The organism is Glaciecola sp. 33A (genome assembly GCF_002836745.1).
Taxonomy (GTDB): Bacteria; Pseudomonadota; Gammaproteobacteria; order Enterobacterales; family Alteromonadaceae; genus Glaciecola.
Window position 1 is genome coordinate 275793 of the sequence record NZ_PJAR01000040.1, and the last position, 12711, is coordinate 288503.

13 protein-coding genes are annotated in these 12711 nt (G+C 40.4%); 8 read left to right on the forward strand and 5 right to left on the reverse strand.

From position 1 onward, the window contains the following. Positions 1 to 14: 14 nt before the first annotated feature. From CXF81_RS11505 to CXF81_RS11520, 4 genes are read right to left on the reverse strand one after another with little or no spacing between them, the layout of a single operon-like run. On the reverse strand, positions 15 to 773 hold the full coding sequence (locus CXF81_RS11505; protein WP_101181485.1) for a DUF1365 domain-containing protein: 759 nt from the start codon (positions 771 to 773) through the stop codon (positions 15 to 17). Beyond that, positions 773 to 2053, reverse strand: a complete 1281-nt coding sequence (locus tag CXF81_RS11510) for an NAD(P)/FAD-dependent oxidoreductase (RefSeq protein ID WP_101181486.1) — start codon at positions 2051 to 2053, stop codon at positions 773 to 775. The genes CXF81_RS11505 and CXF81_RS11510 overlap by 1 nt, the downstream gene beginning before the upstream one ends. Beyond that, positions 2050 to 2793, reverse strand: a complete 744-nt coding sequence (locus CXF81_RS11515) for an SDR family NAD(P)-dependent oxidoreductase (RefSeq protein WP_101181487.1) — start codon at positions 2791 to 2793, stop codon at positions 2050 to 2052. Before CXF81_RS11515 ends, CXF81_RS11510 begins: the two co-directional genes overlap by 4 nt. After that, positions 2793 to 3248 carry a nuclear transport factor 2 family protein gene (locus CXF81_RS11520; RefSeq protein ID WP_101181488.1) on the reverse strand — a complete coding sequence of 152 codons (456 nt, stop codon included), beginning with the start codon at positions 3246 to 3248 and terminating at the stop codon, positions 2793 to 2795. The genes CXF81_RS11515 and CXF81_RS11520 overlap by 1 nt, the downstream gene beginning before the upstream one ends. A 163-nt stretch (positions 3249 to 3411) precedes the next feature. On the opposite strand from CXF81_RS11520, the gene CXF81_RS11525 reads away from it, so the two are divergent. The 3 genes from CXF81_RS11525 (at position 3412) to CXF81_RS11535 (ending at position 5479) form a co-directional block, all read left to right on the forward strand. Continuing rightward, complete coding sequence (locus CXF81_RS11525) at positions 3412 to 3981, forward strand: LON peptidase substrate-binding domain-containing protein (RefSeq protein ID WP_101181489.1); 570 nt, start codon at positions 3412 to 3414, stop codon at positions 3979 to 3981. 222 nt (positions 3982 to 4203) lie between these two features. Then, positions 4204 to 4818: a sigma-70 family RNA polymerase sigma factor gene (locus tag CXF81_RS11530; RefSeq protein WP_006011242.1), complete on the forward strand. Its 615-nt coding sequence runs from the start codon at positions 4204 to 4206 to the stop codon at positions 4816 to 4818. Continuing rightward, positions 4811 to 5479 (forward strand): ChrR family anti-sigma-E factor, encoded by a 669-nt coding sequence (locus CXF81_RS11535; protein ID WP_101181490.1) that lies wholly within the window; start codon positions 4811 to 4813, stop codon positions 5477 to 5479. Before CXF81_RS11530 ends, CXF81_RS11535 begins: the two co-directional genes overlap by 8 nt. 110 nt (positions 5480 to 5589) lie before the next feature. Here the strand turns inward: CXF81_RS11535 and CXF81_RS11540 are convergent, their stop codons facing one another. Then, the gene (locus CXF81_RS11540; RefSeq protein ID WP_101181491.1) at positions 5590 to 6357 is read right to left on the reverse strand and encodes an outer membrane protein assembly factor BamD; all 768 of its coding nucleotides are present in this window, start codon (positions 6355 to 6357) and stop codon (positions 5590 to 5592) included. Positions 6358 to 6587: 230 nt separating this feature from the next. Here CXF81_RS11540 and rluD point away from each other — a divergent pair, with 230 nt between their 5' ends. From rluD to CXF81_RS20510, 5 genes are all read left to right on the forward strand, one after another. Then, positions 6588 to 7568 (forward strand): 23S rRNA pseudouridine(1911/1915/1917) synthase RluD, encoded by a 981-nt coding sequence (rluD, locus tag CXF81_RS11545; RefSeq protein WP_101181514.1) that lies wholly within the window; start codon positions 6588 to 6590, stop codon positions 7566 to 7568. Next, a complete protein-coding gene (pgeF, locus tag CXF81_RS11550; RefSeq protein WP_101181492.1) occupies positions 7569 to 8339 on the forward strand; it encodes a peptidoglycan editing factor PgeF in 771 nt (256 codons plus the stop codon). 74 nt (positions 8340 to 8413) lie between these two features. Beyond that, entirely contained in the window at positions 8414 to 10990 is a 2577-nt protein-coding gene (gene clpB, locus CXF81_RS11555; RefSeq protein WP_101181493.1) for an ATP-dependent chaperone ClpB, read from the forward strand. A 375-nt stretch (positions 10991 to 11365) separates the two neighbouring features. After that, entirely contained in the window at positions 11366 to 12241 is an 876-nt protein-coding gene (gene pssA, locus CXF81_RS11560) for a CDP-diacylglycerol--serine O-phosphatidyltransferase (protein WP_101181494.1), read from the forward strand. Positions 12242 to 12450: 209 nt separating this feature from the next. Further along, complete coding sequence (locus tag CXF81_RS20510; RefSeq protein WP_255409443.1) at positions 12451 to 12582, forward strand: hypothetical protein; 132 nt, start codon at positions 12451 to 12453, stop codon at positions 12580 to 12582. Positions 12583 to 12711 lie beyond the last annotated feature (129 nt).

A 12711-nucleotide genomic window follows, 5' to 3' on the forward strand; every position in this document is an offset into this window, starting at 1 on the left:
TTTTTTTCCTTACTTCATGAGTGCATATAAATTGGCATGCGCTTGATAAATAGCTTAAGAGCTTGCCAATAAATTCCAACGACCGTTTTTAAGGTCATGCTCGGAATACTGAGTAAAGCGCCACGCAGTGTTTTAGTCGTTAGAGGCTGCCGTTTCATATCCAGCGCAGCCTCAAAATGTGTCTTTTCTTTTATACACGACAAACGCAATCTAAGACTCTTATCTGGTTGTTTTATTTTCCATCGGTATGTCATATCCATCGGATTAAACGGAGAAACATGGAATGCCTTGTCACAATCCTCTTGTTTTGCTAAGTCGACTAAATAATGATGTCTTTTATTCCAAGGCGTATTGCTTACTTCAGCAAGCATATGGGTATAAACACCTTTATCATTCCTTAAATAATAGAAGTTCGCAGGGCTAAAGTACCAACCAAATGTGCGCACTTGGCCTAAGAAAAAAACATCTCCAGACAAGCTAGCACCGTTTAATTCTGACATTCTTGCGAGTACTGAGATTTCTAATGATTGTTCAGGATCTCCCAAATAATCATTACGCAAAAACTTAACGGCACTCAAGCCTTTTTGTTGGTTTGAAAATCCTTTTACATCAGTCGTTAGTTTCTCTATCTCGCTCAGCTTTAACCAGTACAAATAAATCTTGTAGCTAAAACGATGTATTTTGGGCACGAATCGCTGGTGATGCACAATTCCTGTGTATAAAGCAGACTCGGCCTTTGATGAGGTCGACATTGTTGCTTTATGCAAAGACATTAGAGGCTCACACCAAAGCGCTTGCACACATCTAATGCACTGCGAATGCCATCTTCATGAAAACCGTTGTACCAATATGCCCCACAGAAGTGAATCCCTTCTTTGCCACATATTTCATCTCTGCGCTCTTGCGCCTTTACCATCTGGGGACTGAATTGCGGATGCGCATAATGATAAGTACCCAAAATTTTATCGGGCGATATAGCTTGGGTATTATTCAAGGTCACGCAAAAAGTAGTGTCGCTTTTCAGGCATTGTAAAATATTCATATTATAGGTGACTGCAGCTGGTCTGGATACTTCTGTTTTCGCCCCCTCAATTTGGTAGTTCCAACTAGCCCAAGCGAGAGGGCGTGCTGGTAAAACCGAGGTATCTGTATGCAACACAACCTCATTCATGGAGTAGGGGATAGCTGCTAGTACGTCACTATACGCGGTTAAATTGATGTTTTCCTGAACTTGTGCTGATAACATTTGCAATGCTTGATCACTATGACATGCGAAAATCACTTCATCAAAAGTTTCCTCGCCTTTTTGGCTAACAATGACCACCCCGGTCTCTGCTTTTACAACACTTTTAACCGCGTCGTTAAGGCTGATTTTAGGTTTGAATGATTCGGTCAAAGGACCCACGTATTGGTTTGAACCGCCGATAATAGTAAACCACTGAGGCCTATTAGTGATGTTTAGAAGACCATGATTATTAAAAAATTTCAAAAAGAAAGAAAGCGGAAAATTGGCCGACGCTTCTAAACTGGTTGACCATATTGCAGCACACATTGGAAGAATATAGTTTTGCGTAAAAATTTCACTGAGTCCATGCTCAGCAATAAACGCTTGTAGCGTGATATTATCGGTTTCTCTATTTTCAGCAATATGGGCTTTACATAACTTATTAAACTTTACTATGTCGAGCACTAAGCGCCAAAACGATGGGCGTAAAATATTTCGCCGCTGGGCAAACAAGCTATTAAGCGTATTACCATTATATTCCATCTTAGTTTTTAAATTTTTAACACTAAAACTCATTTCGGTAGCTTGCGTTTCTACTTTAAGGGTTTGCATTAATTTGATGAAGTTGGGATATGTCCACTCATTATAAACGATAAAACCAGTATCAATGGCATAGTGAGTGTTATTCACCACGACATTCTTTGTTGCTGTGTGACCACCTATATAATCATTCGCCTCATATACCTTTATGTCATTCTCTTTATTTAATAAGTAAGCAGAGGTCAGACCTGAAATTCCAGTACCAATGATGGCAATTCTTTTTGTCATTGTGCCTTTTCTCTTTTTGTTTTAGGTTGTTGTCGCATGTTGATACAGATTCGTTTTTGCAACCCTTCCGGTAAAAAAGCCAGTAAGCGAACGATAAAACTAAATCGTTTAGGGAAATAAACACTAGAACGAGATGAAAAAATGCCTTTGAGCATATATTTGGCAGCAGCCTCTGCGCTAATGACCATCGGCATTGAAAAATCGTTTTTATCTGTTAGTGGTGTTTTAACAAAGCCAGGAGTAAGGGTTTGTACTTGTATTCCATTGTGTGCGAGATCGACTTCAAAACTTTTTGCTATATAGTTCAATGCCGCTTTACTCGCACCATAGGCTTGGCTTTTTGGAAACGGAAGCAAGCGAGCTAAACTATCAACAAATACGATCTTATTACCTGGTTTTAGCACTGGAATAAGCGCTGAGACAACGTTAATGACGCCAAATACATTGGCATCGAAAACGCGTTTGAACATGTCCGGCTCAACGTCATTAATTTCTACGTATTCACATGTACCGGCGTTTAACACTGCCATGTCACACTCAATATCTGCCAAAGCCGCCTTGGTTGCTTGCTCATCAGTGACATCAAAACAACAGATTGATATGTTTTCAATCTGTGCAAGTTCAGCTAGCTTCTGTTCATTGCGACCGCAGGCAATCACTGCATGCCCCGCTTTGGCACAGAGATTCGCAAGCGCCTCGCCAATGCCAGAGGTTGCGCCAGTAATAAGTATTGTTGCCATTACGCCAATGTCCTTTTTATTCGTTTAATCACGCGTCCCAATAGTGGTACGTTTTCGTATACCATTTGTCCCAAATCATAGTAATCGCGATGATATATAATTTTATTATGCTCAATTTTCAATTGCGTAATACCGTCAACTTTAATAGCTTGTCCTTTATTCATCCGAGTTGATGTAAATGTCATTTTCCAAGTAACGAAATAGCCCGATATGTCAGTTACGGGGGCACTTTGGCTATTTATTGAATTTATTTGATCAATTGAATGAATGGTAAACGTACAATATTTAGCGTTTTGTAGAAGTTTACTGAAATAATTCTTTACTGAGGAAATGCCAGAATGCGCGGCAATTGGATCAATAAATGTGACATCACTACTATACATATCTGCCAACTCGTCGACTTTCATTGATGCTAAGTCCGTATAGAAAGACTCAAATTTTCTAATTGCATCCATATAATGCTCGCTTTTAAAGTGTATACCAAGTCTACCTAAAATAGGGTAGTTGGGATCAAGAGATTAATCGATTAAATGATTTTTAATTCAATGTCTTTGCGATCTATTTCGTTATTGTGGCGTACATACCCTATTGTCTATTAAAGTCGAGACCATTTGAAATATGAAGTGTCCATTATTCCCATTATCTGCGCATATTCTACCCGAAGGTAGGATGGCACTGCGGATCTTTGAACCACGTTATATACGGATGATCAAAGAAACGTGTGCGAAGGACGCCGGATTTGTTATTTGTATGCTCAACTCTAAAGGCAATCAGGAACAAAATACACATATATTCCCGACGGGAACATATTGCCGAGTTATTGATTTTGACGCGTTAGAAGACGGCCTCTTGGGAGTCACGATAGAAGGTATCAACTGCGTATCTGTGAGTAACATTGACACTGAAAAAGATGGACTGCGAATTGCAGATTGTGAGAATGTTGAAGTGTGGTCTTGTGATTTTGATATACAAGAAATTTCACCAATGAATGAAAGGCTTCGAGAAATATTTGATACCTACGACGAATTTAGGTCACTCTACGAAAACGTAAAATTGGATGACCCTCTTTGGGTAATCAATCGGTGGTTGGAATTACTGCCGGTAGATGCAGAGCAAAAACAACACTTTTTAGCACAGAAAGATTGTAAAGAAATAGTAGAATATTTATCGGAACTAATTAAATATTAGTCAAAAAATACACTATAATAAGGTAGCATTAGCTGTCAAAGGCGCACATATTTTAAGGTAACTGCGACGATGTAAACAAAAGCAGAAAGTAGATTTACATTGCCTCCTTTTGTTACTCTGCGCGAAAATAAGTGCGAAAAAAGTCTTATGACAATATCCGTTTGTGATCTTTATAATTCACCAAGCGTATAATAATGTATTGCATATCACAGGAAAACTTGAATGCTTATCGGAATTACATTGGAAAATAACAAGCCAGACGTAAGAAAACCAAAAGATTGTGCTGCAGAAATGGCCGCTCATTTGGATACTGTGGCCAAAGAGCGTTGTAAAGCGTCTTTTGCTAAAATATTTGGTTACTTTGCGCCTCGTCTTCGTTCATATGCCTTGAAACAAATGGGTAACGAAGCAATTGCGATGGAATTGGTGCAAGACACCATGTCTAACGTATGGCAGAAAGCGCATCTCTTCAATGCAGAGAAAGGGTCGCCTTCGACGTGGATCTTTACGATCGCAAGAAATATCAGGTTCGACATGCTTCGTAAACTCCAAAATCGGAAAGAAGATATCTGTTCTGATGATATGTGGCCAGTGCTGTGCGAGCAGACAGCAGACCCAAAAGAAAAGTCATTGGAAGAGAAAGTGACTCTTCAGCAAGTCGGGGAATTGTTTAATTCGCTTCCGGACAAGCAGAAAGCAGTCATTGAAGCAATTTATATTGAAGGTAAATCACAACAAGAAGTAGCAGATGAGTTGAATATCCCGCTTGGTACTGTGAAGTCTCGCACGAGATTGGCTCTGCAGCGTTTAAAGGATATGTTGGAAACCCATGATTAACTTTCACCCTTCAAACCAACAATTGGATATATTTTCTAATGGCTTAATGGCGCCTGCTGAGTCACTCATTATATCAGCACATTGTGATATGTGTGCGCAGTGCGCTGAAAAAGTAGCGCTCTATACTGAAGCGCACAGTGAAACGGTATTCGATGAAAGTTCACAGAAATTAGACCCAAGCCTATTCGGGAATATGTTGTCCCAAATTATGACTCAAGAAATTGACAAAGGCATTGACTCAGAACCAACAAACAGTGTGCTAGAGCTAGATGGTCGGAAATTCACGTTACCACGGTCTTTAAATCGATTCTCTGAGTCAATAGGCAATTGGTCTCACTTAGTCGGTAAGATTTGGCAGGCTCCTGTAAACATGGGCGGTGACGTCGTTGCGAATTTCATTTTTATGGAAAAAGGTGGCGGCGTTCCTGAGCATACTCACCGCGGAACCGAGATGACTTTAGTTGTGAATGGTGAGTTTAGCGACGGTTTAGCCGATTACGATAGTGGTGATTTCATGGTGATGGACGGTAAAAATATCCATACGCCGTTAACTAAATCCGACGAAGGCTGCTTAGTCTTTAGTATTATTGATGCTCCCCTTCATTTTACATCGGGTTGGGCAAGACTCATTAATCCCTTTAGCCACCTGTTTTTTAAGTAATTGTAACGAATTAAACCTCCGACGGATCGAGGTGTAAATTGTAAAAAGCACGCTTAAAGCGTGCTTTTCTCGTTTTTAACTTTCGCCTTAAATGTTGAAAGACATTTTGTTTACTCTAAGAATTCACTATCAGGATAGTTTAATCTTAGGGTTCTCATTGTATTTTCTTTTAACTCAGTTAGATCAAGCTGATTATAGCTAGACACCATAATCTCCAATGCTGGCTGAACTTGGCTAGTATCTGGAAAATTTTCAATGACATATCTTCCACGATTCGCCGCGGCTATGAAAGCTTGCCTTCTCATATAATAGCGAGCAACAGCAATTTCGTAGCTCGCGAGCCTGTTTTTTATATGTAACATGCGTTCTCTAGCATCAAGTGCATATTTACTGTTCGGATACTTTTGAATTAAACGTCTAAAATCTTCAAATGCTTCACGTGATTTAGAAGGATCTCTATCTGAGCGGTCGACGCCTAGTATTTCTTGAAACATGTTGCTGTCGAGTTCCATATTAGTAACACCGCGCATAAAATAAGCGTAATCAACATCAGCATGATTTGGGTTTAATCGAACGAAACGGTCAATGGTTGCCAACGCTTGGTCAGGCTTACCGACTTTATAATATGAAAAAATCAAGTCCAGTTGCACTTGATGTGAATGCGGGCCAAACGGATATTTTGAATCAATAACGCTCAATGTTTGAGAAGCTTGTGCAAAGTTACCAATAGCCATGCTTTCACGGGCATCAGCATATAGCGCTTGAACACCTTGGTTAGAGATAGCCTCAGCCTGCTCGTCTTCAGAAGACGCACAACCGCCTAATCCAATAATTGCTGCGGCGAGTATTGCGATGCTTATCTTATTTTTGAGTATCATTTAAAATTGCTTAACCTTTTCTATTTATTAACGAGTTAGTTTGACCACAAACTAACTCACTGTGTCTTTTAGGCGATTTATTGCACTGTCATCTACTGCACAATACAGTGCTCAAACATCCGGTTTTATCCATTCTACACTAAGCTTTATTTGCTGTGTTAGAAAATCTTGCTGTTACCCAACATAACTTGCTTGCTATACTATGCACATTATTTATTAATGCGAATGTTATGGCTATCAATAAACTCCAAATTAACCTTTCGGCAACGGTGCCTGAAACGTTATTCGATAAGAGACTAGACCAATGTTTGGCGGTTTTGTTCCCTGAATACTCACGATCTAAGCTAAAAGAATGGATATTGGCTGGTTTTGTGTCCGTTGATGGTGAAAAAATCGATACACCAAGACTAAAACTCAAAAGCGGTGAAGAAATTGTTATTGGTGCTGACCATGAAATCCAAGTAACCAGCGAGCCTCAGCACATGGATTTGAGTGTTGTTTATGAAGATGAACATATACTAGTCATCGACAAACAAGCCGGTTTGGTTGTGCATCCTGGTGCAGGAAACCACGATGGTACATTGCTAAATGCGTTATTAGCGAAAGTGCCGAGCATTGATCAGGTGCCAAGAGCAGGTATTGTTCATCGCTTAGATAAAGACACTACCGGTTTAATGGTCGTAGCAAAGACATTGCCAGCACAAACCAATTTGGTTGAGCAGTTGCAAGCTCGAACAATGGGTCGTGAATATGAGGCTTTAGTGATGGGAACCATGATTGCTGGTGGATTTGTTGACCAACCTATAGCTCGACATGCCACTAAAAGAACGGCGATGGCGGTACGAGAGGGCGGTAAGCCTGCGGTAACTCATTATAGAGTGAAAGAAAAGTTTCGTGCTTATACCTATTTACGCTTGAAACTGGAAAGTGGCAGAACCCACCAAATCCGCGTACACATGTCGCATATCAATCATCCACTTGTAGGTGACGCTCTATACGGTGGAAGACCTCGACTACCAAAGCATGCTAGCGAGAACTTCATTACTGCATTACGTGGGTTTAAACGTCAAGCGTTGCATGCAGCGCAGTTGACACTGTTACATCCGATTAGCGGTGAAGAGATGACCTTCAAAGCGCCTATTCCTGATGATTTTGTGACCTTGTTAACAGAAATACGTGAAGACACAAAAATAAACGGAATTGAAATCTAATTGGCTTCACTAACGTTTATTCAACCTAAGTGGCCAGTTAATAAACGCGTATTTTGCGCTAGTACCACTATCGATGGAGGTGTTAGTCGTGATGCTTTCAAAAGCTTAAATTTAGGAGATCATGTTGGTGATGATGCCCTTTGTGTTGAAACAAATCGTCAACGCCTAGCCCATGAATTGGACAAGCATTTGCCCAATATGCGCTCAATTTCTTGGTTAAATCAAACCCACAGTACAAATGTGCTGCGACTCACTGAACCGGCTATTGCTGGCGCAAATGAGGCTGATGCTGCCTACGCTCAAACGACTAACTTACCTTGTAATGTAATGACGGCCGATTGTATGGCCTTAATGATGGCAAATTCAGACGGAACTGAAGTAGCTGCCGTGCACGCGGGTTGGAAAGGCTTGTCAAATGGTATTATTGAAAATACGGTAGCGCAGTTTTTATCATCTCCTGATGATATTCACGTGTGGTTTGCACCTTCTATCTGTCAACTAAATTTTGAAGTAGGTGTTGATGTCTCTGATTTGTTTTGTGCATTTCCAAGCGCATTGAAAACAGCATCATCAAATAACAAGACGCTATTGGATTTGATAGCAGTAGCGGATTTAAAACTCGATGCGTTGGGGGTTTTACAGCGCTACTATTCAAATATTTGCACTTATTCTGCAACTAACTTGTTTTCACATCGTCGCGCTAGACATCAAGGTCTATCAGCTTGTGGGCGAATGGCAAACTTGATCTTAATCAAAGACTCGACCGATTGAATAAAAAGTAAGCTTGAAAGTCGTGTTTAGTGACTCCATTGAGAGGATATAGCGATAGTGGAGTTAAATGATTTATGAGACTAGACCGATTTACAAGTAAATTTCAAGTTGCCATCTCTGATGCACAGAGCCTCGCCTTAGGAAGAGATCATCAGTACATTGAACCTGTGCATCTTATGATGGCTTTACTCAATCAGCAGGGTGGCTCAGTGCGCCCATTATTTGACCAGGCTAAAGTAAACGTTAATAGCTTGCGTTCTTCTTTATCAGAAGCCATTGAACGGCTGCCACAATTGCAAGGCATTGGCGGGGATGTTCAAATTGGTAAGGACACGATCAAGCTATTAAACTTAAGCGACAAAATTGCACAGAAACGCAAAGATGACTACATCACGTCTGAAATATTCGTGCTTGCTTCAATGGAAGACACCGGCTACTTAGGCACAATATTCAAAACATTAGGGCTTAAAAAGGAAGTTGTTGAGACGGCTATCGACGTATTGCGCAATGGCCAAAAAGTAACAGACCCTAACGCGGAAGACGTTCGCCAAGCCCTTGAAAAATATACGATGGATCTCACCGAACGGGCGGAGCAAGGCAAACTCGATCCGGTTATTGGGCGTGATGATGAAATTCGTAGAACAATACAGGTGCTGCAACGCAGGACTAAAAATAATCCGGTATTGATTGGTGAGCCTGGGGTCGGTAAAACGGCTATTGTTGAAGGATTGGCACAACGCATTATTAATGGCGAAGTCCCTGAAGGACTCAAAAATAAACGGGTGTTGTCTTTAGATATGGGGTCACTTTTAGCTGGGGCAAAATTTCGTGGTGAGTTCGAAGAGCGCTTAAAAGCGGTTCTCAATGAGCTGTCTAAAGAAGAAGGCAAAGTCATTCTCTTTATTGATGAGCTTCATACCATGGTTGGTGCAGGCGCAGGTGAGGGAGCAATGGACGCAGGCAACATGCTAAAACCGGCTCTAGCACGCGGTGAACTGCACTGCGTTGGCGCAACAACGCTTGATGAATACAGAAAATACATTGAAAAAGATGCTGCCTTAGAGCGACGCTTTCAAAAAGTACAAGTAGACCAACCGTCAGTAGAGGATACTATTGCAATTTTACGCGGATTAAAAGAGCGCTATGAATTGCACCATTCAGTTGATATTACTGATCCTGCGATTGTCGCGGCAGCTAATCTGTCCAACCGATATATTAGTGATAGACAACTTCCTGATAAAGCCATCGACTTAATCGATGAAGCGGCTTCTAGCATTAGAATGCAGATCGACTCCAAACCAGAAGAAATGGATAAACTCGAGCGTCGTATCATTCAGTTAAAACTAGAAGAGCAAGCATTATCAAAGGAAACCGATACGTCGAGTCTGAAGCGACTTGAGGTTATTGAAATTGAGCGCGAGCAACTTGAACAGAAATTCGCTGAATTAGATAAGATTTGGCGTGCTGAAAAAAGCGCAATGCAGGGTACTCAGTTTATTAAAGCAGAACTTGAGCAAGCTAAACTTGATTTGGAAATAGCACGCAGAGCTTCCGACCTGTCTAGAATGTCAGAACTTCAATACGGCCGTATTCCTGAGTTAGAGCTAAAACTTGAGCAAGCAAATGAAACTGAAACCGAAACAAATGTGACGCGACTGTTAAAAAATAAAGTAACCGAAAAGGAGATAGCTGACGTGCTATCTCGCTGGACTGGTATTCCAGTCAGTAAAATGTTGCAAGGTGAAAAAGATAAATTAATAAATATGGAAGACATTATAGGTCAACGTGTTGTTGGTCAAAAAGAGGCGGTAGTGGCAGTGTCAAATGCCATTAAACGTTCTCGCGCAGGATTATCTGACCCAGACAAACCGACCGGTTCATTCCTATTTCTAGGTCCAACCGGAGTCGGTAAAACAGAGTTATGTAAATCATTGGCGAACTTCTTATTCGATACTGAAGATGCCATGATCCGTATCGACATGTCTGAGTTTATGGAAAAGCACTCGGTATCGAGGTTGGTAGGTGCTCCTCCAGGATATGTAGGTTACGAAGAAGGTGGGTATTTAACTGAAGCAGTTAGGCGCAAACCATATTCGGTCATTTTGCTCGATGAAGTTGAAAAAGCACACCCAGATGTATTCAATATTCTATTGCAAGTGTTGGACGATGGCAGGCTAACTGATGGGCACGGAAGAACGGTCAACTTTAAAAATACCTTGATTATCATGACCTCAAATTTAGGTTCAGAAATTATTCAAAACCACACAGATGACAGCACCTATTTAGAAATGAAACAGCAAGTGATGGCAGAGGTATCAACTCACTTTAGACCTGAATTTATTAATCGGGTCGATGACATTGTGGTATTCCATTCATTGGGTAGGGAAGAAATAAAATCGATAGCTAAAATTCAGCTGGTGGGTTTGCGCCAGCGTCTTCAAGAAATGGGATTGAAATTGGAAATTTCAGCCGCGGCCTTAGACATTATTGCTGAAGCGGGTTTTGATCCCGTTTATGGAGCTCGACCTCTGAAGCGAGCAATTCAAACGCAGATTGAAAATCCATTAGCTGAGAGTTTACTTAGCGATAAACTGTTGGACAAAGAAACAGTAAGGATTGATGTTGTTGATGGTGTGTTGGCTATTGGCTAACAATAAACGTTACTATCTTATAAAGCGCTGATGGCAATGCTAACCATTAGTGCTTAGTTTATGTAAACGGCCCAATTACCTTCTATTAATTAAGATTCAGTCAATAATGTAAATACTAAAATTATTTATATACATATTATATGCATGCTAGTTCAAGCGGCGGATTTTATAGTGAGTTAATTACAAATCGAATATATATATTTGCTAACTTGAATTTAATAACTACCATGCGACTAACATATACAGGCCTATTGTTTATGTACTACAATTAATCAACGAACAATAATGCGCCAAAACAAGATCTATTTGCTTGTATAATCCAGCGTCGTGTTTTGCAGCGCAATTAATCTAAAACTATTGAGTACTACTATAAATATGCCAGCGAATAAACGAAAAGGTATTTATTTATTACCTAACTTATTAACCACTGCGGGTCTATTCTCGGGCTTTTATGCAGTTGTTATGTCAATGAATAATCATTTTGAATCTGCTGCAATTGCAATATTTGTAGCGATGATATTTGATGGACTAGACGGTCGAGTTGCGCGAATAACAAATACGCAAAGCGATTTTGGCGCTGAATACGATTCTATGGCTGATATGGTTTCCTTTGGAATGGCACCCGCACTGGTGGCTTATAATTTTGGACTAGCAGAGCTAGGCAAAATAGGTTGGCTAGCTGCTTTTGTCTATGTAGCTTGCGCGGCACTGAGGCTAGCAAGATTCAATACTCAGATTGGAACAGCCGACAGTCGATTCTTCCAAGGTTTAGCTAGCCCGGCGGCAGCGGCACTTGTAGCCGGAATGGTCTGGGTTAGTATTGACTACGATATCGATGGTAATGCCTACGGTATCATTGTTGCGCTAGTGACCGGTATTTCAGGCTTACTGATGGTTAGTAACTTCAAATACAATAGCTTCAAAACCTTAGACTGGCACGGCAAAGTACCTTTTGTTGCCATCCTTATTGTAATGCTAATATTCATTGTTGTAGCAACTGCACCATCACTTGTTTTATTTTTAGTTTTTCTTTTATATGCGATTGCTGGGCCGGTAAACACGTTTAGAACAGTAGAAAAGGTCACTCTTGAAGACGTGATCGGTGAACCGCAAGAAGATGCTGATTTTGAAGAGGGTACTGACGATAAGGTGGACAAGACTGGTAAGGATGACTTGTCCGCCAAAGACGACTCCTTATCTAAAGATGAAGACACAACAAAAGACGAAGTGTCAAATAAACACAAGCCGTGATCAATAAGAAGGCCTTAATTAGCAGTTACTAGCTAAGGCCTATTTTAACCAAGTATTTAGCCCTTCTCGAATCTCTTGTTCTATCTTAATATACACTTCTGTATTGCATAAGACGTTGAAAAAAATACACTTAATTGTATTTTTTCTATGTTTTATTATATTTATCTTTGGTTTTCTCGTTAATTTAGTAAAATAATTAAAGAAAACACTTGAACACTTTTTTGGTTTCTGTAGAATGCGCGCTCTGGTCAAGGGAAGCAGCCAAGCAGTCGTTTGGTAACTTACTCGAACAGGAAGTTTTAGCAGGATTTGAATTGGGTTTTATCGGCGGTTTCGGTTAAAAACAAATTTACAAAGAATCGTAAAAAAGCTTGACAATAAAAATGGTGTAGGTAGTATATGCATCCCGCTTGAGACCACGCAGTATGTGACTTTCAAGCCGCCAGTGAAATAGAAAGAAGCTGGCCAGC

Coding starts and splice junctions, on each gene's coding strand:
- CXF81_RS11505 (WP_101181485.1), bottom strand. CDS start 773: ATGTCTTTGCATAAAGCAACAATGTCGACCTCATCAAAGGCCGAGTCT.
- CXF81_RS11510 (WP_101181486.1), bottom strand. CDS start 2,053: ATGACAAAAAGAATTGCCATCATTGGTACTGGAATTTCAGGTCTGACC.
- CXF81_RS11515 (WP_101181487.1), bottom strand. CDS start 2,793: ATGGCAACAATACTTATTACTGGCGCAACCTCTGGCATTGGCGAGGCG.
- CXF81_RS11520 (WP_101181488.1), bottom strand. CDS start 3,248: ATGGATGCAATTAGAAAATTTGAGTCTTTCTATACGGACTTAGCATCA.
- CXF81_RS11525 (WP_101181489.1), top strand. CDS start 3,412: ATGAAGTGTCCATTATTCCCATTATCTGCGCATATTCTACCCGAAGGT.
- CXF81_RS11530 (WP_006011242.1), top strand. CDS start 4,204: ATGCTTATCGGAATTACATTGGAAAATAACAAGCCAGACGTAAGAAAA.
- CXF81_RS11535 (WP_101181490.1), top strand. CDS start 4,811: ATGATTAACTTTCACCCTTCAAACCAACAATTGGATATATTTTCTAAT.
- CXF81_RS11540 (WP_101181491.1), bottom strand. CDS start 6,357: ATGATACTCAAAAATAAGATAAGCATCGCAATACTCGCCGCAGCAATT.
- rluD (WP_101181514.1), top strand. CDS start 6,588: ATGGCTATCAATAAACTCCAAATTAACCTTTCGGCAACGGTGCCTGAA.
- clpB (WP_101181493.1), top strand. CDS start 8,414: ATGAGACTAGACCGATTTACAAGTAAATTTCAAGTTGCCATCTCTGAT.
- pssA (WP_101181494.1), top strand. CDS start 11,366: ATGCCAGCGAATAAACGAAAAGGTATTTATTTATTACCTAACTTATTA.